Annotated in this window: 20 protein-coding genes and 3 tRNA genes; 13 read left to right on the top strand and 10 right to left on the bottom strand. The window is 39.9% G+C overall.

The window, feature by feature from the left end; genetic code table 11:
* Positions 1-7 precede the first annotated feature (7 nt).
* From JN11_RS09155 to JN11_RS09130, 6 genes are all read left to right on the top strand, one after another.
* Entirely contained in the window at positions 8-1,738 is a 1,731-nt protein-coding gene (locus JN11_RS09155; protein ID WP_144911855.1) for an HAD-IIIC family phosphatase, read from the top strand.
* Positions 1,739-1,749: 11 nt separating this feature from the next.
* Positions 1,750-1,989 carry an acyl carrier protein gene (locus JN11_RS09150; RefSeq protein WP_144911853.1) on the top strand — a complete coding sequence of 80 codons (240 nt, stop codon included), beginning with the start codon at positions 1,750-1,752 and terminating at the stop codon, positions 1,987-1,989.
* A 392-nt stretch (positions 1,990-2,381) separates the two neighbouring features.
* A complete protein-coding gene (locus JN11_RS09145; RefSeq protein WP_246138971.1) occupies positions 2,382-3,473 on the top strand; it encodes an MBOAT family O-acyltransferase in 1,092 nt (363 codons plus the stop codon).
* Positions 3,474-3,672: 199 nt separating this feature from the next.
* A complete protein-coding gene (locus JN11_RS09140) occupies positions 3,673-3,873 on the top strand; it encodes a hypothetical protein (protein WP_144911849.1) in 201 nt (66 codons plus the stop codon).
* Positions 3,825-4,106, top strand: coding sequence for an NUMOD4 domain-containing protein (locus JN11_RS24960; protein WP_144911888.1), 282 nt, complete (start codon positions 3,825-3,827; stop codon positions 4,104-4,106). Before JN11_RS09140 ends, JN11_RS24960 begins: the two co-directional genes overlap by 49 nt.
* 50 nt (positions 4,107-4,156) lie before the next feature.
* Positions 4,157-4,414, top strand: a complete 258-nt coding sequence (locus tag JN11_RS09130) for a hypothetical protein (protein WP_144911847.1) — start codon at positions 4,157-4,159, stop codon at positions 4,412-4,414.
* 1,232 nt (positions 4,415-5,646) lie between these two features.
* On the opposite strand, the gene JN11_RS09125 is transcribed toward JN11_RS09130, so the two are convergent.
* Positions 5,647-6,159 carry a helix-turn-helix domain-containing protein gene (locus JN11_RS09125; protein ID WP_394348824.1) on the bottom strand — a complete coding sequence of 171 codons (513 nt, stop codon included), beginning with the start codon at positions 6,157-6,159 and terminating at the stop codon, positions 5,647-5,649.
* On the opposite strand from JN11_RS09125, the gene JN11_RS09120 reads away from it, so the two are divergent.
* Positions 6,094-6,507 (top strand): lysozyme, encoded by a 414-nt coding sequence (locus JN11_RS09120; RefSeq protein WP_144911844.1) that lies wholly within the window; start codon positions 6,094-6,096, stop codon positions 6,505-6,507. The genes JN11_RS09125 and JN11_RS09120 overlap by 66 nt on opposite strands.
* On the opposite strand, the gene JN11_RS09115 is transcribed toward JN11_RS09120, so the two are convergent.
* A complete protein-coding gene (locus JN11_RS09115; protein ID WP_144911842.1) occupies positions 6,496-7,581 on the bottom strand; it encodes an acyltransferase family protein in 1,086 nt (361 codons plus the stop codon). The two genes, JN11_RS09120 and JN11_RS09115, sit on opposite strands and share 12 nt — an antisense overlap.
* 68 nt (positions 7,582-7,649) lie before the next feature.
* On the opposite strand from JN11_RS09115, the gene JN11_RS09110 reads away from it, so the two are divergent.
* Both JN11_RS09110 and JN11_RS09105 read left to right on the top strand, forming a co-directional pair.
* Entirely contained in the window at positions 7,650-7,973 is a 324-nt protein-coding gene (locus tag JN11_RS09110) for a hypothetical protein (protein WP_144911840.1), read from the top strand.
* Positions 7,974-8,005: 32 nt separating this feature from the next.
* Positions 8,006-8,458 (top strand): hypothetical protein, encoded by a 453-nt coding sequence (locus JN11_RS09105; protein ID WP_144911838.1) that lies wholly within the window; start codon positions 8,006-8,008, stop codon positions 8,456-8,458.
* 17 nt (positions 8,459-8,475) lie between these two features.
* On the opposite strand, the gene JN11_RS09100 is transcribed toward JN11_RS09105, so the two are convergent.
* Both JN11_RS09100 and JN11_RS09095 read right to left on the bottom strand, forming a co-directional pair.
* Positions 8,476-8,559, bottom strand: a tRNA-Leu gene (locus JN11_RS09100).
* Positions 8,560-8,653: 94 nt separating this feature from the next.
* A tRNA-Leu gene (locus JN11_RS09095) sits at positions 8,654-8,737 on the bottom strand.
* A gap of 153 nt (positions 8,738-8,890) precedes the next feature.
* On the opposite strand from JN11_RS09095, the gene JN11_RS09090 reads away from it, so the two are divergent.
* The 4 genes from JN11_RS09090 to JN11_RS09075 all read left to right on the top strand — a co-directional run bounded on the left by JN11_RS09090 (position 8,891) and on the right by JN11_RS09075 (position 12,008).
* Entirely contained in the window at positions 8,891-9,325 is a 435-nt protein-coding gene (locus JN11_RS09090) for a DUF2147 domain-containing protein (protein WP_144911836.1), read from the top strand.
* Entirely contained in the window at positions 9,325-10,350 is a 1,026-nt protein-coding gene (locus JN11_RS09085) for a WD40/YVTN/BNR-like repeat-containing protein (RefSeq protein WP_144911834.1), read from the top strand. The genes JN11_RS09090 and JN11_RS09085 overlap by 1 nt, the downstream gene beginning before the upstream one ends.
* A 112-nt stretch (positions 10,351-10,462) precedes the next feature.
* Positions 10,463-10,535 (top strand) — tRNA-Lys (locus JN11_RS09080).
* A gap of 267 nt (positions 10,536-10,802) precedes the next feature.
* Positions 10,803-12,008 (top strand): L-lactate MFS transporter, encoded by a 1,206-nt coding sequence (locus tag JN11_RS09075; protein ID WP_144911832.1) that lies wholly within the window; start codon positions 10,803-10,805, stop codon positions 12,006-12,008.
* 130 nt (positions 12,009-12,138) lie between these two features.
* Here the strand turns inward: JN11_RS09075 and JN11_RS09070 are convergent, their stop codons facing one another.
* The 6 genes from JN11_RS09070 to JN11_RS09045 form a co-directional block, all read right to left on the bottom strand.
* Complete coding sequence (locus tag JN11_RS09070) at positions 12,139-14,598, bottom strand: glutaminase family protein (RefSeq protein WP_144911831.1); 2,460 nt, start codon at positions 14,596-14,598, stop codon at positions 12,139-12,141.
* Positions 14,599-14,626: 28 nt separating this feature from the next.
* The gene (locus JN11_RS09065) at positions 14,627-16,903 is read right to left on the bottom strand and encodes a GH92 family glycosyl hydrolase (protein ID WP_144911887.1); all 2,277 of its coding nucleotides are present in this window, start codon (positions 16,901-16,903) and stop codon (positions 14,627-14,629) included.
* A gap of 158 nt (positions 16,904-17,061) precedes the next feature.
* Positions 17,062-19,239, bottom strand: coding sequence for a hypothetical protein (locus JN11_RS09060; RefSeq protein WP_144911829.1), 2,178 nt, complete (start codon positions 19,237-19,239; stop codon positions 17,062-17,064).
* Positions 19,240-19,305: 66 nt separating this feature from the next.
* Complete coding sequence (locus JN11_RS09055; RefSeq protein WP_144911827.1) at positions 19,306-20,061, bottom strand: DUF3823 domain-containing protein; 756 nt, start codon at positions 20,059-20,061, stop codon at positions 19,306-19,308.
* Between the two features lie 10 nt (positions 20,062-20,071).
* Positions 20,072-22,012 (bottom strand): RagB/SusD family nutrient uptake outer membrane protein, encoded by a 1,941-nt coding sequence (locus JN11_RS09050; protein ID WP_144911825.1) that lies wholly within the window; start codon positions 22,010-22,012, stop codon positions 20,072-20,074.
* 11 nt (positions 22,013-22,023) lie between these two features.
* Positions 22,024-25,251, bottom strand: coding sequence for a SusC/RagA family TonB-linked outer membrane protein (locus tag JN11_RS09045; protein WP_144911823.1), 3,228 nt, complete (start codon positions 25,249-25,251; stop codon positions 22,024-22,026).
* Between the last annotated feature and the right edge of the window lie 143 nt (positions 25,252-25,394).

The following is a 25,394-nucleotide window of genomic DNA, read 5'->3' as shown; positions in this document are numbered from 1 at the left end:
GGTATAAATGTTTTTATTTGATGACTTTAATCAGCTAAAAAAAAAATTAAAGCGCGACTTTTCCAGCTTTAAAAAGATCAAGGTTGCTTTGTTAGGTGATACAGCAACGCAATTCTTGTCAATGGCCTTACGTGCCACCGGATTTGATTTAAAACTTGATCTAGATATTTGGGAGGCTGATTTTAATCAAATTGAAAGTCAAGTGTTTGACCCATGTTCGGCATTATATGCACATAATCCAGAGGTGGTGATCATCTATAAGTCATCCCATAAGCTACTCGAAAAATATAATAAACTTTCTGTTGAACACTACCAAAACTTGGCCGATGAAGAGCTGGATGTAATTAAGAGTCTGGTTGTGCAACTTAATCACGAAAATAACATTAAAATCGTTTTTTATAATTATGCCGAAATAGACGATGCTGTGTTTGGTAATTATGCCTCAAAGACTCCATCGTCATTTTTATATCAACTAAGAAAACTGAATTATGAATTGATGAAATATGCTTCTAACAATGCAGCATTTCATCTTGTTGATTTATCAACACTTCAAAATCAATACGGTAAAGAGATTTTTTTTAATGCCCAGTTTTATATCAACTCTGAAATGGTTTTGAGCTTTAATATTTTACCCCACGTTGCTGCCCGGACACTTGACTTGCTTAGCGCTTTGGAAGGTAAATTTAAAAAATGCCTGATATTAGATTTGGATAACACACTATGGGGCGGTGTAATAGGCGATGATGGCGTTGAAAATATACAACTTGGGGCCTTAGGAATTGGAAAAGCTTTTACCGCTTTTCAGTATTGGGTTAAAAAGTTAAAAAATAGGGGTGTAATTATTGCGGTTTGCAGTAAAAATACCGAATCTGTAGCCAAAGAGCCGTTTGAAAAACATAGTGATATGGTGCTCCACCTAGAAGATATTGCTGTATTTGTTGCTAATTGGGAAAACAAGGCCGACAATATCCGTTATATTCAAAATGTTTTAAATATTAGTTTTGATTCGATGGTGTTTTTGGATGATAATGCGTTTGAACGAAATATTGTAAAACAAAATATCCCTGAGTTAACTGTTCCTGAATTACCCGAAGATCCAAGTAAATATTTAGAGTATTTGTACTCGCTTAACTTGTTTGAAACCGTGTCTTCCTCTCATGAAGATGTCCAACGTACCAAACTGTACCAAACGGAAGCTAAACGGGCAGCTATTCAGCATCAGTATACTAATATTGATGATTTTTTTAAAAAATTGGAAATGTACTCCCTTGTTGAACCGTTAAATAAATTCAACATTCCCAGGGTTGCACAACTATCGCAACGTTCAAATCAGTTTAACTTACGGACAATTAGATACGACGAATCAGAATTATCCACACTATCCGAATCTGAAGGAATATTTTCCTTTATATTCGGCCTGGAAGATAAATTTGGTGACAACGGATTGATAAGTATCGTTATCCTTAAGAAAGAAACGAACGACACTGTTTTTATCGATACTTGGTTGATGAGTTGTCGGGTATTAAAACGGGGCATGGAAAGTTTTGTGATGAATACCATTGTTGAAGCAGCCAAAAAGAATGGCTTTAAACATATAAAAGGAGAGTACATCCCAACTGCAAAAAACGCAATGGTGAAAAATCATTATGCAGATTTGGGGTTTACGACCAACGGTGATTATTGGATGCTTAGCATTGCGGGGTATCAAAAAAAGAGATGTTTTATCGACAAAAAATAAATTAATGAGCGATGGAAAAAGATGAAATACTAAAAAAGTTAAACGGGATTTTTATAAATATTCTTGATGATGAAGATATTGTTTTAAAAAACGATACCACCGCAAAAGATATAGATGATTGGGACTCACTGAACCATATGCAATTGGTTTATGCTATTGAAAAAAGCTTTAAAATTAACTTTAGCGCGAGCGAAATTTTAAATTGGAAAAATGTGGGAGATATGATTGACAGTATCCATAAAAAGCTTTAATTTTTAAAAGTGACTAGTAAGCTCTCCCTGGTGCTTTTTACTAAACGTAATTTATCATGTTATTTAATTCATTTGACTTCCTGATTTTTTTTCCGGTTGTTACGCTTATCTATTTCTTAATTCCCCATAAAGTGCGGTGGGTTCATCTGCTATTAGCGAGCTGTGTTTTCTACTGTTTCTTTATTCCAGCTTATATTTTAATTCTGTTAGTCACTATTCTGATTGACTACTTCGCAGGGATAAACATCGAAAAAAGTGAAGGAAGGGGCAAAAAGGCTTGGTTGATTTTTAGTATTTTATCTACTTGTTTTGTTCTGTTTATTTTTAAATATTTCAATTTCTTTAGTGGCAATATAACTGAAATTGCGGGTTTCTTTAATTTAACTTATGCGTTGCCGCTGCTTAAAATTATTTTACCGATAGGTTTATCATTCCACACCTTTCAAAGTTTAAGTTATGTAATTGAAGTTTACAGAGGGCATCAAAAAGCTGAAAGACACTTTGGTATTTATAGTTTGTACGTTATGTTTTATCCTCAACTGGTAGCAGGTCCTATTGAACGGCCACAGAATCTGTTGCACCAGTTTTACGAGAAACACGATTTTAATTACGATGATGCGGTTACTGGCATTAAAAAAATGGTGTGTGGGCTGTTTAAAAAAGTTGTTATTGCTGATAGGCTTTCATTGTATGTTAGTGCTGTTTACTCCAACCACGATAAGCACAATGGCACATCGCTACTGGTGGCAACTGTATTTTTTGCATTTCAGATTTATTGCGATTTCTCCGGTTATTCGGACATTGCAATTGGTGCTGCCCGGGTAATGGGTTTTAAGTTGATGACTAATTTTAATGCTCCCTTTTTTAGTAAAAACATTACTGAGTTTTGGCGCAGATGGCACATTTCACTGTCTACCTGGTTTTATGATTACCTGTTTAACCCCATTATTTTCGCTAAACGGAGCTGGGGTCAATACTCTGTTGTTTTTGCCATAATAGTTACATTTACTGTAAGTGGGTTATGGCATGGCGCCAACTGGACTTATATAATATGGGGTGTTTTAAACGCTGTTGGATTGGTTTATGAATTTTTCACCAAAAAAATACGGAAAAAGCTGTCGAAACTAATTCCAAGGGCTATTTACCAACCGGCGAGCATTTTATTGACCTTTTGTTACGCCTGTTTTACCTGGATATTCTTTAGGGCTCCTACTTTAAAAGATGCTGCTGCTATTCTTTATAAAATAATATGGGTGCATGGTCCGCTTTTTATAAGTGACAAACGCGATCTCATTTTATCCAGCTCACTTATAGTAATGTTGGTTATAATCGAGGCAATAAATGAATATAAACTCTTCAATGGATTTACTTTGTTTTATAATCAAAATATTTTTATCAGACGGTTATCTTATGTATTGACAATTTTATTAATACTGATGTTTGGCGTATTTGATAATAGCCAATTTATTTATTTTCAGTTTTAAAGGGTAGTGTATCAATCATGTTGTTAATCAATTAACAACATGATAATCAAGGCAACTAAGATTCCGTACACTAAAAACAATTAAAAAGAATGGTACTAAAATGCCATCCTTTTTAATTTAGGCGATTATTTGGAGCTTAATTGCTAGCAAACTAACAGATGTATCGAAGCTGTTAGTAATTTAAGCGAAGCAAACCGCAATGAGATTATTAAAGCATTTCATAGCTACTTTAAAACAAAAAAGTATTCCTGATATTTGTGCTTTAAAAGAACTATACATTCAGCCTTGGATCAGATACCTGCTCATCAAAATAAGTCTCTCATCGACATTCCCTGAGAAGAATGGAAAGACATCCCCGGTTTTGAAGGATACTACCAGGCTTCAACAAAGGGAAGGATAAAGTCTCTTGACCGTATCATTCCGCATCCACGTTTGTATCAGCAATTCGTTACAGGACGCATATTAAGTCAGAAGGTCAATAAAAACAGGAATGTGAAGACCGGAGAACCCACCATTGACTTAGGGGTAACCCTGACTTTAGAAAACAACAATACTATGCCAATACCCGCAGGCTCATTTATAAAACGTTTATCGACCCGCATCTTGATTACAAGAAAAATGGATTGTATGTAATAAATAGTGACGGTGACGGCTATAACAACAGGCCTGAAAACTTGGCCTTAGTGACTAAAAGTGAAAAGCAATTACGAGCTATTGCACAGGGACGGGTACTGCCATCAATCCTAAAAACGGCTGACCGTTCCAATTGGAAAAAGAATTTTTCCACTAAATATGATCTGCATGGCAACTTTATCAAGCAATATCCAAGCATTAAAGAAGCGTCCCGGCAAAATAAGATTGATGATAAGGCCATTATCCAGGTAGCAAAAGGAATTTACCAACAATGGAATGGCTTCGTGTGGAAGTATTGCAAACGATAAGTTGTGACTATTTCTAATAAGGGATATGCGCAGCAGCAATTACAAAACTGAAGCTTCGAGCTTTTATTATCATTAATCCGTACCTCAGCCTCCCTATTTTGCCGTCTGACAAGAGAATATAATGGATGGAAATAAAGTCCATTAAGTTCTTTTTGTATGCCAGTCAGAAATCGTAGATATGAAAATATCCTGCAACTCATCTTTGGTGCAGGATTATGCGTAGTAATACTCGATGTGCTTTATAAGGCTTTAGTTCGATTGATTGCCCATTTAATCCACTACTTCAAGTAACAAACCCAATACCATTGATAGACCCGATAGTGCATTATTAGATTATAACAAAGCAATTCAATTAGATTCAACAGAGTCGACATATTACCTCAATAGAGGTATGGCTGAATATTTTTAAAAAACTTATAAAAATGCTTGTACTGATTGGAGAAAAGCTGCAAAAATGAACAATCAAGACGCTGCTCAATATTTGGCTAAATATTGTTCGGGCAATTAGACTGGGGTGATTCCTTTTTGACACTTTTTTAGTAGATGAATAACTATTAATAAATTGAGTTTAATAAAACTCAGATGGCTTGTTTATACGTTGGTAATAATTGGCTGTCTAACTAATAAGTCGAAGAGAAATATTGTATTTCTCTTCGACTTATTAATAGTAAAACGGTCAATGTCTAACTAAATATTGAAATATAATTTAAGAATTTAATTGTAGTCATTTTTAGAACCACTTGCCGTAAATAATTACACATGCAATTACCAATAATAAAAGTGCGGCATAGAAATAAGAAACTCTGTGTGCGAAATTAAATGTATACCAAGTAGTTCTACTATCATTTCTGACTCTGCAAATTGCTCTTGGATCATTTGGATTAAAGTAAAATATCCCCCATTTTGTATAGTTCGGGTCATTAATATCAAACTCATTCATGACTGTAAAGATACAATAAATGATTGTATTGAATAAAAAGTGCGGGTTGATATTTGGGGACATTCACCAATCGATTTTGTGCCTCTGAGTACTATTTTGTATAGACACATAGGAAAAACAACAATTATTAATCAATAGATTGATATGGATAAAGTGTTGTAGAATTACATGTTCGTTATTCTGCAATTAGGCAATCAATTGCAGAAAGAGAAATTCATGCAACACTATATTGATCTCTTGAAATGTAATATGCAAAAACAAGGGAGTTAAATTGAAATATAAAAAATACCGCTCAATCTTGGCGGTATTGTGTTTTTTGCGATTTCGAAAGTTCAAGCCACATCTTGTGGATTATTGATTTAATAGCCACTGTTCTTATTGGACGACCAGCTTCATAACGCTTAACGGTATCTATATCAATTCCCAATAGCTGTGCACATTTTGCAATGTTTAACCCAGTACAATACCGAACTTGTCTCAACTTTCCGGCCATGCTTTCTGTCTCGTGCGTAAACGGATAGTATCCAAGAAAAGAAATAATAGCAGGATAATATTGTATCTGAGGAACGAACCTGCCATTTTCCCAATAGGTGATAGTGTCTTCGGATACGTTAATAATTTCTGCAACCTCCTTTTGTAATAAGCCTTTGTCCATCCGAACTTTTTTGATATGTTCACCTAACGTTTGCGGAATAATTGGATAACCCTTTTTGTATGGCTTTAAGACTGTTTTTCGGTATTGGTAAAAAGGCAACGCAGGGATGCCGGTGTGTGGACCATAGGCTACGGATCCATCCGCTATCACGATGGCAAACAAGTAAAACCTGGCGACCAATTAGCTAGCGAAGTACAGGCCGACGCACTTTTCCGCAACACCATGGGTCAATATGAAGATGCCGTAAACCAAGCAGTAAAAGTTCCGCTAACACAAAACCAGTTCGATGCTTTGGTTTCATTCACCTACAATGAAGGTACCGGCGCATTGCAGGGTTCAACTTTATTGGTAAAGCTCAACGAAAAAAATTATACCGAAGCAGCGGCACATTTTTTAGCCTGGGATAAAATCACCGATCCCAAAACCGGCAACAAAATAATTTGCGATACACTGGTTCAACGCCGTCGTGAGGAAAGCCAGTTATTCTTAGCTGCTTAAAGGCAAAGCAGCCGGCTGCAGCTGTATCTTTTCCTTTGTTATTCTTTTTGCAATTTGAATGGAAGGCTTTTCAACAAAATGCCATGATAGCACTGCCAATAAAACAGTTAAAGGCACGGTTAAAAGCAAGCTCTTATAAGGCGATATTTCCGGGATATAATTGGCTACCAATTGTTGTACTAAAAAAGCATAAATATAAATGCCGTAAGAGTAATCACCGGGTAGTTTAATTTTCTTAAAAATAGCAGATGATCCTAAAACAAGCACCGAGTATATCAGCAGGATATATAAAAGGATCAGCTTAAAGAAAACAGCATAAATAACTATCAATGCAATCCAAATGCGGTAATCCACAGGGATATATTTTCTGAACATATAAAACAGACTACCTGCAACAAAAAAAGGAAAAGGAATCTTCAAATAATCACGCATTGAATGGAAATTGATAATATACAATGCAATCACCAGCGAGTAGATCAATATAGTAGCTATTTTACTTTTATAAGCCTGGCTTATCCCTATCAGCAATACCATTAAATAGCATAATATTTCAAGCGGCAATGTCCAGATAGACCCGTTAACAGCAGAGGGGTAATAGTTAGCATCAAATACACCCGGTAGCGTATACTTAACCCGGTAAAGCAAAATATCATGAATCAAATAATTCCAGGTATCTTTTGAGGTAAAGTAGGCGTTTATTGAATATTTTGATACTAGGGGGCCGGCAGCAAAAACGGTAAACACAATACACACAATTAATGCCGGCCAAATTCTGAATATCCGCATTATAACAAATGCATAACTATTTTTCAGGTTGATATAGCTGGAGGTAATAAACATCCCGCTTAAAAAAAAAAATATATAAACGGCCAAACCGCCAATTGAATCGCCTTTTAGCAAAGATGAGCCGTGGTCATAATGGCTGCTATCTTTAAACAAGTAAAAGGTGTGAAAATAAACCACCATTAAAGCAGCAATAAGGCGTATCAGGTCAAAATTATTATTATCTCTTTTTAGTATACCTTCTAATACTTTCATATCGCCTTTAGCTTTTGGATATTGAATACGCTCCATTCTGCATTACCCTTTGCAATAATATAAAAAATAACAGATCAGTCACTGTTAAAATTAACACCAACAACATGACAACTATTGAACACCGGGAACTAAAAGGCATAACGGTAAAAAATCTGGTGGTTACCATTATGAGCACGGCAAGTATTGTAGCATCGGTAATGACAACCTATTTTGGACTGAAAGATGATATACATGCCATCAAGAATAGCCAGGAAACAGAATCAAGGATTAATAATATCCGCATAAAGGTTCTGGAGGATGAAGTATCGCTATTGCAGAAACAAGTAGATGAGATTAAAATCTGTACTGCAAATACATCACCGAACAAAAACCCATCTGCATTAAAAACAACAGGCACTGTACTATTAAGTGCGGTTGCTGCTAAATAATAAAATCTAAATCATAAAATTTAAAAACACAAATGAGTTTAAAAACCTTTATCGAAAAAATATGGGCCGATGTTAAAACCCTATTTGAAAACATCCCAACAGAATTAAAAACCGCCATTCACATTGGTGTGCTGATAACAGAAAATATTAAAGCCTTTGTTGACTCGCCAGCTGCGGATGTGCTTACCGCAATTATCCCCGGCGATATTGACGACGACATAAAAAACTGGCTGAGAGCCAAACTGCCAACTGTATTAACCGAACTTAAACTGGCCGACAGCTGTAGCAGCCTAACAGATCCGCAACAAATTACTGCCTGCGCCATACAGGTATTGCAAGGATTGGATGGTGATGTTAAGAGTGCATTTTTGCACAATCTATCCATATTTATTGCACAGGTTGCCTCAAACGGCAAATTAACCTGGGCCGATGGCGTGTCCATTTTAGAATGGTACTATCAAAATGACTACAAAACTGCTGCTTAATTAAACAAGGAGAGATGTGCCCAGGAGCGGATTCGAACCGCCACATCCTTACGAATGCCACCCCCTCAAGATGGTGCGTCTACCAATTTCGCCACCTGGGCTTTAAAGAGAAGTGAGATATTAGATTTGAGACATGAAATCAATTTAACTTTAATCTCACACCTAATATCTCATTTCCCAAATCTAAAATGGATGTGCCCGAAGAGAGACTCGAACTCTCAAGAGACAATTCTCAACGGCTTCTGAGACCGCAACGTTTACCAATTTCGCCATCCGGGCATTGTTGCACAAATTGTTCTTTAGCAGATTAATTTATAACAAGGTTGCAAATATAATCGTTTCGGGGAAAATGGCGGGCAATAAATTAAATTTCGGTACAGAACTTTGTAAAAATCGATATAAAGGGTAAATTCACAAACCAATTATCTGATTATGTTAAAGAAATTAAGCATCACCCTGCTAATGGCAATATCATTTTGCCTTGCGGCATCGGCACAAAAGGCTGATAATATTTTAGGGAAATGGATCAACCCGAGTGGCGAAGGTCAGGTTTTGATTTACAAAAAGGATAACAAGTTTTATGGCAAACTGGTTTGGCTGAAAATTCCGGACCGCGACGGCAAACCTAAAACAGATATCAAAAACCCTGATAAAGCCTTACAATCGCGCCCGGAACTGGGACTGGAACTTTTGCAGGATTTTACCTTTAACGGGGAGGATGTTTACGAGGATGGTACCATTTACGATCCTAAAAGCGGAAAAACCTATAGTTGTAAAATGACGCTCGAAGGTGAGTCGCTAAAAATACGCGGTTACGTAGGCATCTCGCTATTTGGCCGCACAGAAGTTTGGAAACGTGTAAAATAATGATCAATAAATTAAAAACTACTCTTCTCCTATCAGGCATCTTGCTTGTTGCAAATTTTTTAAGTGCACAAACCATTGTTAATATTCAGCAGGGCAAACAACCGTCCAGCATTCGAGGCATGTCTGTTATTAACGATAGCCTTGCCTGGATAAGCGGCAGTAAAGGCACTGTAGTCATTACCCATAACGGCGGAAAAAGCTGGGATTGGCAGCAGGTAAAAGGCTTTGAAAAAGCTGACTTCAGAGCAATTGAAGCATTTTCAGATAAAGAGGCCATTATAATGAGTTCGGGTACGCCCGCATTGGTATTAAAAACTACTGATGGTGGGGCTAACTGGCAGGTAAAATACAAAAACGCCGATACCAGTTATTTTTTTGATGCGATGGGTTTTGCTGATCACTTACACGGCTACATACTTGGAGATCCTATAGACGGCAAATTCCTTATAATGGAAACTAAAGATGGTGGCGAAACCTGGAACTTATTCAAAAACCGACCGGATGCTTTACCAGGTGAAGCTGCTTTTGCGGCAAGCGGCACATGTTTAAGAGTTAGCAAAGATAAACTGACAATAGCCAGTGGAGGATTTGCAAGTTCCGAATTAACTTTAATAACAAAAGGCAGTTCAGCAGATAGCTGGCAGAAAAAAAAGCTACCTTTTCCACATCAAAAAGCAAGTCAGGGAGCATTTTCTGTTGCGATGAATGGTTCAACTGAAGTTTTTGTTGGTGGTGATTATGCAAACGATAAACGCTCAGACTCAGTGGCTTGTTACACTTTAAATAATAGCAGCAAATTTATTTCCCCTAAGCAAAGCCCGGCTAGTTTTCAATCATGTGTGGAACATGTAGGAGTAGCTATTTTTATCTCGACAGGTACTGCCGGCAGCAATATTACAATGGATGGAGGTAAAACATGGCTAAAAATTGATGATACAAGTTTTAACGTTTGTGGCAAAGCCAAACACGGAAAATTGGTTCTTTTAGCTGGGAATGGCGGAAAAACAGGCATATTAAAACTGTAGTTTACTGGCAATGAAGCGCTTAAAATCCCTTAAAAATAAATTAAAATAAAGTTTGCACACAATACATAATAGTCCTATATTTGCACCACTTTAAACAAAAGGGATAAAGTACGATTCCGTAGCTCAGCTGGTAGAGCATAACACTTTTAATGTTGGGGTCCTGGGTTCGAATCCCAGCGGGATCACAGAGAGGTCACCAAACCATCTCAAAAGAACTAAAGCCACTTGAAAAAGTGGCTTTTTTCGTTTAAATCCACTGTTCAAAACCTAATACAGATCAGTGCAAATATTTATCAATTGAAATAATATTGATACTCAATAAAAAACAAAATATCATTACATTTACGTTAAAGCACTCGCACTAAACAGCTGTTTAAGCGCCTGTTACCATTAAGCACAGGAATAAAATCTAAAAGAGTTTAAATTTATTTACAACAAAAAAAGCAAAGATTATGAACAACACGAAACGTTGGGGAATAGCTGCGGCAGGGGTACTGCTGCAAATTGCACTTGGAGCTGTGTACGCCTGGAGTGTTTTCAGGACTCCGCTCGCCAAACAGTTCCACTGGTCCATTGCACAGGTTACCTTAACTTTTACCATCGCGATACTGGCTTTAGGATTTGCCGCATTTTTTGGCGGGATATGGCTAAAGAAAGTCGGCCCGCGAACAGTTGCCATGACCGGTGGGTTTCTTTATGGCGCGGGCGTGTTCCTGGCAAGTTTTTCGAGTAACGGATTATGGTGGCTTTACATGAGCTATGGGCTTATAGGGGGCATTGGTCTTGGCTTTTCTTATATCGTTCCCATCGCTGTACTGGTAAAATGGTTTCCTGATCACCGCGGGCTGATGACCGGTATAGCGGTTGGCGGTTTCGGAGCCGGGGCCTTGATAACGGCACCTGTGGCTACCCGGCTAATCCAGCAAATCGGCGTACTGCAAACTTTTGCCTATTTGGGAATAGCCTATATGGTTGTTTCGGTTATTGCCGGTTATTTTATGCAAAACCCTCCTGAAGGGTGGTTGCCTGATGGGTGGCTCCCGGTAGATAAAAAACAAACGATAAAAACTGCTGCCGATTTTACCTTGGGCGATGCCTTAAAAACATGGCAGCTTTGGGTATTATGGCTGCTGTTGTTTTTAAATACATCCGCCGGTATTTCAGTTATATCGCAGGAAGCGCCGATGTTTCAGGAATTTGCAGGAATTTCAGCAATAATTGCAGCCGGAATGGTGGGTATCGTCAGCATTGGAAATGCGTTTGGCCGTGTATTCTGGGCCTGGGCATCTGACTTCATTGGCAGAAGGGCGACATTTGCAGCAATGTTTATTGTGCAGATTGTGTTGTTTTGGATACTGCCCAATTTTCATTCCGTAACCGCTATTACAATAATTGCATTCTTTATATTAATGTGTTATGGAGGAGGCTTTGGCACAATGCCGGCATTTGTGGCGGATTATTTTGGCGCTGTTAATGTGGGGTCGATATATGGATTGATACTTACAGCCTGGGGATTTGCCAGTGCTTTTGGTCCGTTATTAATTGCCCATTTGCGCCAGTCGAGCGGAAATTTCAGCAGCGGATTACATATCATCGCGGTGATTATGGCGGTATCTGTGATCGTGCCCTTATTAATCAAAGCCCCGGCGCAACGGTAAAATCTGCTCTTACACGATTTTTTTTCACAAAAGCGGGAATATCATATTGATGATACTCCCGCTTTTATATTGCGAACGGAGAATGAAATTTATTCTCTTAAAATACACTCGCTTTATTTACAGTTCAGTGTTATTTAGCTGCACTAAAAACCATTTTATTGTAAAGCATTTTCATAAAGTAGCCGCCAACAACACTCCTGGCCTGGAAACCGACTTGCTTACCATCCGTAGTTTCATGCCAGTCGCTTAGCGGTACGCGCGATGGTGTTTCAAGGGCATATTTATAAACCGGGTTAATCAGTTTTTCAAAATCATTTTGGTTACCCGCAAGCGTTGCTGTCCACATTATCCAGTCTGATTTGGTGTAGGTTTTGCGGCTATCCAAAGGCAGGCCATATTGATGCTGTTGCGTTAAATAGAATTTAACTTCCTGATCATAAACAGATTTTGGAAACAGGTTTAACCCTAACACTTTATCCCAAACCAGGTTATATTTTTGGCTCCAGGTGCCTTTATTTTCAAAAGTTAATGTGTAATGATCGCCATCTCCTGCCAGCTGCATCCACCTTGGCACCATAGCCTGGGCAATCTTCCTGTATTTAGCGGCAGTTTGGCTGTAGCCAAGTTGCTGGGCAAGCTGTGCATAACAACCTATACCAACAATAGCTTTTACTGATAAGTTAGCATTGCGGGCCAAATGCCCTGCAAAATCATCAGTACATAATTGTGTTTGCGGATCAAAGCCCTCATTAACTAAATAATTGACCCATTTACTGAGTGATTTCCAATGCAGGCGTGCAAAATGCGCATTGCCTTCTGCCTTTGCTATTGCTGCCGTAAGAATGATCATGTTACCAGATTCTTCTACTGGCATACCCTCGCCATAAGTTTGGCCGTTTGCATGTGGATAAGAGCCCAAATCATGCGCCGCAAAATCTTTATTAAATTTGCCGCTTTCACTAAAATAATAAATGCCGTTTAGCATCCCCTCCATTAATTGGGGATTATAGATTAAATACAATGGGGCCGATGGATAGGTTACATCAACCGTATTTATAAAACCGCCGCTAAAATTTTCTTTTGAGAACCAAAGCAGTTCACCTTGCGGGCTTTTTACCAACTGATGTGCAGCAATACTTTGGCGATAGGCCAGCACACACAAATCAGCATAGGTTTGACCACCCGCTTTTACAGCTGTTGCATACATTTGTTTATTAAAGCTTTCGCATTTTTTGATGATAGATGGATATTGTTCGGCCGCCAAAGTGAGCTCGCCTGTTATGCTTTTTTTGCCCGAAGCATTCCACCAGGGTCTTAAGTTTTGGCCAAAGTATTGAATGGCGTAAATATCATCATACCCAATTTCAACAAACTTTGATACTGCCTGTATACCTACCTTACCAAACGGGATAACCGTATTTAATGCCAGGTGCTGGCCCAACATTTTGTTTGAAGTGATTCCACCCGTGCCAAAAGCATTTACAGCATCCTTTTCGCTTGTTATAAACTGGGTGGCATTTGATGATTTAGGGACAGCAACATACATATATCCCCAATCAATCCGCACATCATCACCTGTTTTTTGAAGTACAGGCTGTTCTGTTGTTCCTGCTTTTAAGCATGATAACAGGGGTGTATTATCAGTTTCGGCCATAACTTGCTGCGTTGGTTTGTTAACAGCCAATGCAGATGACGCGCTTAAATATACTTTTACCTTGTGCGTTTTATGATCGGTTGCTTTTACCGTGTAAGTAATGTATGATACCGGCCTCGATAATAAGTTAAGGTCATTAAGCAGCAGCGGGGAGGTAAAAACGAGATTTAAATCAACTTTGTCACAGGTAAAAACATAGCTGGTTTGCGTTGCATTGATATTAACGCTTTGCTGTTTAGCGATGCTTATTGCTAAAGAAGAAGGATTCTCCTCTTCATCAACAAAACCAATATCAAATCTTGCTCCTCCACCAGTGTTTACGGCATGTATAGCTAAAATATTTTCGCCGTTTATTAATTTTTCGGTTATGGGGACCATCCCATAATCATTCACCACGCCGGTCTTGCTGTATACTTTTTTCCCGTTTAAATATACATCGGCGTCATCGTCATGAGATATCTTCAACAAAAGTTGGTGGATATCGACTACATTTTGCACGTTAAAAGTCCGCCTTATCCAAATATCGCGTTGTTTCCATTGGGTTTTATCGTGCCCCTCGTCATTCCCAATTGGGGATATGCCCGATTGCCACCCGGAATCGTTAAAACCAACTGCTTGCCAATCCCCGGCAGGCTCGGTTTCGGTATACTTCACCGGATAGGATGCCTCATCAGAGGCAGGTAAAATTGTTTTATAGCTTTTAGGCTCCTGACCTAAAAACCGGTATATTTTTCCATCAACATTTATTAAACCAATTAATGACTGATCTGCCCCTGTCCAGTGTTTGGTTGTAGATGCAATCAGCTCGTCTGTGTCAGACCAAATGCTAAAATAAGTATCATGTGTAATCAGCGGATATGCGGGTGCCTTGCGCTGTTGGGCAAACAAATTGAGGCTTAAACTTAACAACACAATTAATACACTGCTTTTTTTCATAAAGATGATTATTGGGCTTTTATTGGTCTTATTTTTCATTTGACAAAGAATAAGGCACATCCGATGCTTTAATGCCACGGGTTTTATTCGGTGTGGCAGACATATCCATATTAATAACGGCTCCCTGCATTAATGCAAGGTGGTTAACCCAGTTTAAATCATAAGGCTTGCCGTTATAGGTCATGGTTTTAATATATTTATTTTCGACGCTATTTTTTGGTGAGTTGATTACTATTTTTTTTCCATCCTCTAAGTTAATCGTAATCTTTTTAAATAAAGGCGCGCCTAATACATACTGGCCACTAACCGGGCATACCGGATAAAACCCAATGGCCGAAAACACATACCAGGCCGATGTTTGTCCATTGTCTTCGTCACCGCAATAACCATCGGGAGTTGCGCGGTACATGCGGTTCATTGTTTCACGTGCCCAATATTGCGATTTCCAGGGTTCAGAAGCGTAACCATATAAATAGATCATGTGCTGTATGGGCTGGTTGCCATGCGCATACTGCCCCATGTTGGCAATCTGCATTTCGCGGATCTCGTGAATAGTAAAACCATAATAGCTGTCATCAAATACTGGTGGCAGTGAAAATACCGAATCCAGCTTGGCAACAAAGTTTTGCCTTCCGCCCATCAGTCCAATCAATCCCTGTACATCCTGAAAAACGCCCCAGGTGTAGTGCCAACTATTGCCCTCGGTAAAGGCATCGCCCCATTTAAACGGATTAAAAGGTGTTTCAAATGATCCGTCTTTATTTTTGCCGCGCATTAATCTTGTACCCTGGTCGAACAGGTTTTTGTAGTTCATGGCGCGTTTCTTATAAACATCAATCTCTGCTGCCGGTTTGCCAAGTGCTTTCCCTAAAGTGTAGATCGAAAAGTCGTCATAAGCATATTCCAGGGTGCGGGCAGCATTTTCATGAATGTTTACATCATAAGGCACATAACCCAATTTGTTATAATAATCAACCCCAATACGGCCGGTAGCGTTTGGTCCGGTATTATTGGCGCCATGTATCAAGGCTTGGTACAAAGTTTCAATATCATACCCGCGAAGCCCCTTTACATAAGATTCAGCTACTACGGATGCAGAATTATTCCCAACCATACAATCAGCATAACCCGGGCTGGACCATTCTGGCAGCCAGCCGCCTTCTTTGTAATCGTTTACCAGCCCCATCTGCATTTCTTTATTGATGGATGGATACATCAGATTCAGGAATGGATATAGCGCCCTGAAGGTATCCCAAAAACCCGTGCCTGCAAACAGGTAACCTGGCATAATTTTACCATTGTAAACACTATAGTGTACAATCTGCCCTTTGGCATCAACCTCATACATTTTACTAGGGAAGAACAGCATACGATATAAACACGAGTAAAAAGTGCGCATCTGGTCTATGGTACCGCCTTCAACCTGCACATGGTTAAGGGTTTTATTCCATACCGCTTTGGCTTTTTGCTCGGTAACATCAAAACTATCGGTTCCAAGCTCACGTTTTAAATTCAATTCGGCCTGCTCAATGCTGATGAAAGATGAAGCCACGTGCATGTGCACTTTCTCTCCCGCTGTAGTTTTAAAACTGACAACGGCTCCCGCATGGTTGCCTTTATATTCTAGTGATTGTTTATCTGTTACACTATCATGCCAGGTAGTGGCGGTAAAATCCTTATCAATATAAATAACAAAATAATCTTTAAAGTTTTCTGGTACTGCACCGCTATTCCTGGTGCTGTAACCTATAATTTCATGTTTTTCGGGGATGATCTTTACGTACGATCCTTTATCAAAAGCATCTATCAAAATATGTGAGTTATCGCCCTTCGGAAAGGTAAACCTGAAGTTCGCCGCGCGTTCAGTTGGGGCAATTTCGGTAGTTACATCATAATCAGCCAGGTAAACGCTGTAGTAATAAGGTTTGGATGTTTCTGCTTTGTGCGAGAACCAACTGGCGCGTTTATTCTCGTCGATGATCACTTTCCCTGTTTCCGGAAATACAGAGAACATACCGTAATCGTTCATCCAGGGCGAAGGCTGATGCGTTTGCTTAAATCCGCGTATTTTATCGGCATCATAAGTGTATTGCCAGCCATCACCCATTTTACCGGTTTGTGCGGTCCAAAAGTTCATACCCCAGGGCAACGCTACAGCAGGATACGTATTACCGTTAGACAGAATAGGTTTGGAGGCAGTCCCCATTAGCGGGTTGATGTATTCAACCAAATCTGCTTGTTTGGTGGCTTGTGCAAAGGTGAATAAGGGAAAGAAGGCTAATGCCGTAAGAAATACTTTTTTCATCATTTTTGTTTTGGGTAATTACCCTGGTATATTATATTTATATTATTTGATTGGATAGGCGTTACCGGCATTTAGCCATACGTCCTGAAGCAGCAAACTTCCTTACCCGGATACCAGGTAAAGGAAGTAAAGCTGCGACTGACCAATTGTGATAAGGATTACCATTTGATGTTGACCCTGATACCATCGGGGCTATTGTCAAAGCCCACAAACAAGGTATTGCTGGTGCTGTCCCACGATGTTTTAACATCGCTTATGGTGTTGCCATTATGATCGGTAACAACAGTTTCTTTTGGTTGCAATGGTAATAGCACACGCATGCTGTTCAATGTATTTTGGGGGCTTTTGGCGACAAACGAATAGCTGCCTGGCGCTACTTGCTCATCATATATTCTGGATGCTGATGCCAAAACCTGCGGCTTAGTTTTATCGGCTATACGTTTAATATCGTACAATAAGGATTGCTCACCCGGGTTTACAGTCTTATCGGTTAAAATCGGGAGTTGAGGATCAAATAAATCTATTACAGGACCCTTTACCTGATAAGGTTTACTGTCGGCATTCTCATCCATCACAGAAATGATATCATAAGGCCCTCTTTGCAGGTAGAGGCTGTTTTTATCTTCTATTTTACCCTGATGCGCATCTTTTTCGTAAGCATGCTTAACCAGTTTAACATATTCAGCATCTTTATCGGGCTGTAAAACAAACTCTTTAGGATCTTGTCTTACAACATAAACCTTGCCTTTGCCAACGCGGTAACCGCTTGCATTATTACCCTTACCAATATTCAGTAATTTAAACAAGTGTTGTGATGGGGCAGTAAATTTGGCGCCTTTGGTATTCCACCATTCCATTACGCTTTGGTAAGGATCGTCATCGCGACTGCAGTATATTAAAACACCGCCTTTCCTTACCCAATCTGCCAGTTGCTGATGCACCTGCGGGCTGTTTGGCTTCATATTAGAATAGCTCATCACCAATACTTTTATGTTTTTAAGCGTTTGGTGATAGGCCAGGTTTTCCATATGCACGGTTTGTACCGGGATGCCACGTTTTAACAGCGGAAGTGTTTGTCCGTAAAAATTAGAAAATTGCGGATCCTCAAAGCCATTATGCGTCGGAAAACGTTGGAACATTAATGAATTACTCATGAGCACGCCAATGTTATTTACCCCTGTTATTTTGTTTGGCGATAAGGGCATCTTGTTCAACACGTTGATCATAATTTGCATCTGTGTTGAATAATATTTAGGTATCAATACGCTCGAATCGCTGTGGGCAAGTTTGTAAGGGCGCGTATAGATACGCTCGGGCCAGGGCATTACCTCGTAATTATTAACCATGGGGTAAAGTATCTCTGCCGTAAAAGTTGCTTCGTAGTTTTTGCGGTAATCGGCCCAGTCACGCGGCCAATCCTCAATCGGGTCCGTTAAAAAGAATAACTTTCTGCCTGTTGGCGCAGTCATGGATACCATGGAGCCATATTCCAGAAATGCGTTCTCAAACACCCTTTCCTTACGCTGACCGTTAAAATAAGTTGGCTCGCGCGAGGTACCTGTCCAAACCTGGGCGATGTAACCATCAATACCCGGTAATGATGCCAAACTAGCCTCCGGACTTACAATTTGCCATGAGGAATAGTTTACCAGCGAGTGTGTTGCTATATAAACTTTAATATCCCTGCCTTTAGTTTTGCCATAGGCTTTGGCATAATTTGAAACCTGCTTTATAGCGTTATAAAATAGCTGATATTTTAATTTGCTCGACAAATAAGTATTTTCTGCCGAAGCATCCTGAGGGCGCCATGGAAAACCATAATATTTTTGCCACTCTTCTTTAAAAGGTTGGCTATAGCCTGAGCGGGCCCAAAATTCCGGCTCTTCCAGAAAAATAGTATTTATTCCGGCATCAATCACTCTTTTAACCACAGCAGTTTTCATGTATTCAATAAATGACTGCACCGGCACCACGTAGGGCATGTTTTTGCCGTGAAAAATAGTATCTCCTTTTTGGGTAACCTGCCCTATACCTAAATGGTTTTTACCATCCCATTTACCCAGGAAATAATCATAGTACGATCCCCAGGCAATACCTGTCATAAAAGCGGTTTGGTATCCCCTGTCCCGCCATGATTGTACACGCTGTTCAAACGTCATTTGGCCCTGATCATTAGTTCCATATACAATGGCCAGATCAGACCGGACATCAATTTGTGGGATCCAGGGGCTACTGGTTTGGAAAGCTGTTTTTTGCCTCCCGTTATCCGGATTATTTTGTGCCAAACCGGCAAATGATATAGTTATTAAACTACAAAACAGGATAGTTCTTTTCATGCAGATTGTATATTATTTATATTATAAAAATGGAGGGCTGTTAAGCCCTCCCTAAAAAAATGCTTATCACGGGTAGGTAACAGACATTGGTGTATTGTAATTATATTCGTCAAGTCCGGCGTTGATTCTTGCACCAACACGGAAATAAACATCTTGTTGTGGTAATGCGCCGCCTGTTGTGGTAATGGTTATTACCTGGCCCAGCAATGCAGTACCGTTTGAACCGCTGTATGAAACCAATTTTGAATACCTTGGGTCGTAATTATTATTACCATCGTACTGGGTATTGCTCACATACAAGTTAATATCGGTAATATCCTGCTGGTAATTTGCATTATTGGTACCCCGGGTAATTTTAACCTGCACGGTAACCGTACTATCAGCATTAAATACCGGTTTGCCAACCCACTGCACTCTTAAAAAAGGCTGAACTTTAAAGTTAAGCGTTGCTTTGCTGGTTAACTTAATTGTTTGGCTGGAATCGGCTGTAACCGTGCCTGTATTATCTGTAGTTACCAATGGCACAAACGGGCCTTCAACAGAAACCTTGTAGGTTGCAGCAAAAATTTTATCGTCGTTAAACGTACCATCCTGCATGGACTGAAAATACTCAGGCGTTGGATTTGCGCTATAGCTAATTTCCAGTAGTTTAACCCGGGTGCCACCACCCCCTATTTCTGTTTGTACTGTAGCTCCTGTTCCTTCGTCAATAGTACTGCCGTTTATAGTATCGGAGGGCGCGGGGTAATTATCAATTTTGCTGCATGAATTAAGGGCAATAACTGCCAGAAAGAATGCGGTATAATAAAATAGCTTTTTCATTTTCAATATATTAATAGCCTGGATTTTGAACTAAGTTTGGACTTTTTGATATAGCGCCCTGCGGTATCTGCTCATAATACCATCTTGGGTCGTAGGTATAAACATCATTGCGCTCATCGGTACGGGCATCAAAGAAATATTTGCCTGCCTCCGATGAATAGAATGGCATCAGGATACGGTATATGGTGCCGTTTTGTTCTTTGGAGAATGTCCTCCACCTTTTAAGATCCCAATAAGTTTTATTCTCAAACGCCAGTTCTTTTCTTCTTTCAATGCGTATAGTATCAATGGTCATAGATCCGGAACTAGTTAGCAACGTTGCCCCAGCCCTTAAGCGAATTTGGTTGATAATGTTAAAGGCATCCTGTGTATAATCTGCAGTACCTTTTTGACCGCCGCTGTTCAATTCAAAAGCAGCTTCTGCACGGTTCAATAAAACTTCAGCATAACGCATTTCTATCCAGGTTTGGGTTTCATTATTTTCCAATACTTGCGATGTTGGCAAATTAGGGTTAAGCCATTTACGTACTGAAAAGCCCGAAATTGCACAGGTTTGATCACCAGTAAAAATACCGCTTAAACCGGCGGGGTTCATCAGCGACCCATCGGGTAAAGTATATGACGTTTGTGATGCGGTAGCCGATACTACGAGGTTTGTAAGTGGGTATTGTGATTTTGAACCAGCAGGCAACAAGGGGTTTATACCACCGGTTGCGGGGCCTGTGTAGATCCCACGGCGAATTTCAATGTTTTGCCCTTTAAATGCATCGCCAGGTAAAATAACGGTAGCACGCAACCTTGGCTCAGCGTTTGCAAACAGATCCATAGTATTGTTGAATAAAATGTAGCGCCCGCTCGCATCAAGGGTTTGAATAGTGCCATCTGAATTTTTAGGTATACCACCAAACATCTCCACAAAATTAAGGGTTGGGTTTACTTCGGATGAATAACCATTTGGCCCTATCAGCTGGCGCGGTACGTTATAAGCATCATAACCGTGAACCGAGTTTGGATACTGGTATTCGCGCACAAATATGCTTTCGTTGCTTCCTGCATCAGAGAAAAGGTTAACAAAGTTCTGGTACTGAGCAGTTTTATCTGTGGACGACCATGATTTTAAATACAAGCTATAAATACCATCAAGCATTACAGCAGCATTATAACTTTTCTGAAAATAACCATTCGCTGCACTTACTGGTATACCACAGAGTTGATTTTTTTGACCATCAAATAAAGTGGTGGCATTGTATTTGGCAATGGTACCGGCATAAAGCATGGCACGCGATTCAAATGCAGCCGCAACATATTTGTTTGCACGGCTACCGTCACCATCATCACCATTTATTGCCGGTAAATTCGCAATAGCAAAATCAAAATCGCTGGCTACCTGATCCCAAACTGCTTGTTCTGATGAGCGGGGTATTTTAAGTTCATCGGTACTTGTACCTACTGTATAGTTTAATGTTTTGTTTACGATGGGCACACCTCCAAAGCGTTTTACTAATGCAAAATAAGTCATGCCACGCACAAAATACGCTTCACCCAGCCAGGCATTTACTTGTGCTGTACTGAAGTTACTTGCATAGGAGGGCAGTGTTTGAATAAAATAATCGCAATCACGAATGGTGGTATACGAGCCGCCCCATATGTCCCAGCTCCAGCTTCCAAATGCTTCCTGCATGGAGCTTGTTTGGTCGCGGCTCAATGCCTCGCCTGTTGTTGCAGGTGTTGGGCTGATGATCCAGAAAAAGTTTAACCCGCGCTGAGGTGAGTATCTGAAATCTTCTATAGGCAACTCACTGTAAAGGCGTGCCATGTATGCCTGTATACCAGCCGGAGTAGAAAAAACGTCCGGATCCTGAATGATGTTTTTGGGTGGTATATTGAGCTTGCGGCAAGCCATTAAACTCACCAATAATGTTATTAATAATGTATAATTATATCTTTTCATGATTCTTTCCATTAGAATTTGACATTTAAACCTACGTTGTACAATTTATCAAGCGGGTACAAATAGCCGTACGTACCTGATGGGTGTTCAGGGTCAACATACTTTACATCGGTAATGGTAAACAGGTTGTAACCGTTTACAAAAATCCTTACTCCCCTAACCCCAATCTGCGATAGAAATTTATTAGGCAGGCTATAGCCAATCTCTAAACTTTTAAGCCTTAAATAAGCAGCATTCTGAAAGTTAAATGTTGAGTTAGTGTTGGCAGTAGTACCGGTGTAAGCAAAATGGCCCGGTATCCATACGGTGTTTGGATTGTATGGATCTGCAGTAGGATTAGCGGGATGATAATCGTCCAAAAACTGGGTTAATGCACTACCGCCGCCCCATAACGGAATATTTAATTGCTCGATATAGGAAACGCTGTACTTACCGGTTCCCTGCCATAGCATATTGATATCAAAACCATTATATGAACCACCAAGAGTAAGTCCGTATGTTATTAACGGTGTGGTTGGTGTCCCGTTAGGGTTACCACCATAAGCTATTGGATGTACGTCATTACCATCAATCTGCCCGTCGCCATTCCAATCCTGATAAATATAATCGCCGACCACTGTACCACGGTTTACATAAGTTGGGCTGTTAAGTATCTGGCTATAATTCTGGTATTGCCCTGCCCCGCTGTATCCCCATTGTATACCCTGATTTCTGTTGGTTTGGTTATCTAGCCAATCCAGATAAGAGTTACCATGTTTAGATTCGGCATACTGCGTGTTCATGGTATGAGCGAATGAAAACGTGCCCTTTACGTTATAGTTGAATTTACCAATATGGCTTCTGTGGCTGATCTCAAAATCAAAACCTTTGGTCCTGTCGCCGTTAATATTTTCTTCCGGCAGCGAAGCACCAAGTACATCGGGCACCTGTAAAATGGAGGTTGCCAATAACCCTGTTCTGTCTCGTATAAAATAGTCGAAAGTAATGCCTAGCAAGCCTTTCCACATGTCGAGGTCGGCGCCTGCATCAAAAGTATGCGAGGTTGACCAGGTTACTTTTGGATTTGGCAAACCGGTACTTTGTACAGCATTTACAAAGTTGTTACCAAATACCGCACCGGTAGGCAACTGGTTGTTTGAACCATTTGCAGGGTAATTGTATCCGCTCAGAAACTGGTAAAACAAAGTACCGTCATCACCCAAAACACCATATGATGCACGGAATTTCAAGTTATCAATAAACGATAATGCAGATGAGTTTTTCCAAAATCCCTCCTCAGATACGCGCCATCCTACTGAACCTGAAGGGAAGAAGCCTGAATTCTGGCCCGGCGCAAATTTGGAAGACTGGTCATTTCTGAAACTGAATTCGCCCAGGTATTTGCCACTGTAATCATAAGTAACCCTGCCTACAAGTGAATTGGTTGCATAGTCAGATAATCCGTTAGCAGTTTGCGATGCATTTTGATTAGCTGCATTACCTGCAATGATTTGATCAACCGGTATGGAAAGCTGTCTGTACGCCTCAAAATTATCAGCACTTTGGTCATTGCCTTCGTAAAGCAGCAAGGCGCTTACATTGTGTTTAGAGCCAAAAGTGTGCGCATAATTTAATGAAAGCTGATCCGTATTCTGCGGGTAATCATAATACTGCCTTTGAACAAATGCCGGTGAGTTGTTTAAGTGCGCAGTATACGCCTGTGTAGATGAATCATAAGTATACAGGTTATAAGACTCCTGGTATTGTTTATTGTCCTGAATCTGGTCGTTGTAGCTATACAATGCTCTAATGGTAAGGCCGTCGATAAATGGCAATCTGTAATCAATGCTGATGGCCCCGTTAAAGAATTTATTACTTTGCGTGCTGTAACCATTGATAGCTGAGTTTCCATATGCTAAAGGATTTCCCCCATCAACACTACCCTGCCATAAATACATGGGGTTGTTGTTAGCATAAAAGGGTTCGGTAGGTAGTTCCCTCCATGTTTCCCTGGTTGTATACCAAAAAGATTGAGCCGGAGAATTCTTTTGATCATAGATAGCGCTCATGTTTAAATTAACTGTAATGTTCTTACCAATTTTACTGGTAACATTTGAGCGTACGTTGTAGCGTTTGTAATTCAAATCATTACTGGTTAATATCCCATCCTGATCAGTGAAACCGGTACTCAAAAGGTATTGGGTATTTTCATTGCCGCCTGTTGCAGTTAAGTTATGCTGCTCTTGCATGGCGTTTTTTTTGAAAACCGCATCATACCAGTCGGTACTTTGTTTAGAGCCATTATTATAGGCTTCAAAATCCGCAGGAGTATAAATAATTCTGCCGCCATTAGCCTGATGCTCTGATTGCTGGTTAACCAGGGTCATGTATTGTGTGGCGTTTACCGGTTTCGGTAAACCCGATGGTACCTGCAAACCAAATGTGCCCGAATAAGTAAGTTGCATGGCACCAGCCTTACCTTTTTTAGTGGTAATCAGAATAACACCATTTGCAGCTTTTACACCGTATACCGAAGCTGATGCATCTTTTAACACAGAGACACTTTCGATATCATTTGGGTCAAGCCTTGATAAAATATTGCTCGAGCCTACGCTATTATCACCATTACCGCCCGTAACACTAAAATCGGGCATTTCAACACCATCAACAACTATTAAAGGATTGCCCATTCCCCTTATGGAAATATTGTTGGCAAAATCACCCGGTTCAGCAGTATTTTGCACCACCTGTAAACCGGCAATTTTACCGGTAAGCATATTTTCAACGTTCTCATTTTTGGTGGTAATAATTTCAGACGAATTGATAGATGTTACCGCGCTGGTTAATGATACTTTTTTCTGGGTACCATAACCAACAACAACAACTTCTTCCAGGTTTGAGGATGTTGGGGTCAACTTTACCGTGAGGACTTGCTGGTCGCCAATAACCACTTCTTTTGTTGTATAGCTTACAAAAGAAAAAACAAGTGTAGCACCCTTATTGGCACTAATTGTAAATTTTCCGGAAACATCGGTGGTTGTACCATAATTGGTTCCTTTTAACATAACAGCTACGCCGGGCAGGGTTTCGCCCTTTTCATCTAAAACCGTACCCTGAACCTTGCTGGCACCTTGCGCAAAAATAAATGCGGGAAGCATTAACAAACACACCAGAAGAAACAGGTGCGGAGATCGGATCACTTTTAGCTTTGCCGGAAAAAGGGTTACAAGCCGGCCGTAACTAGTAAAAATTTTCTTCATAATAAATGGTTAATTGGTTAAAAATTGTGAAACCTACCGGGGCCAGGACGGCTATTGTGGAAGGCATTCACCTGGTTTATTGAGCACAATAATAAACCGCACAGTATTAAAAAATGGGTTAATAACTGGGTTAATATGTGAAA

Source organism: Mucilaginibacter frigoritolerans, from assembly GCF_007830615.1.
GTDB classification, from domain to species: Bacteria; Bacteroidota; Bacteroidia; order Sphingobacteriales; family Sphingobacteriaceae; genus Mucilaginibacter; species Mucilaginibacter frigoritolerans.
Note: the sequence above shows the minus strand (reverse complement) of the source record. Positions and strands in the feature narration are given on the sequence as shown.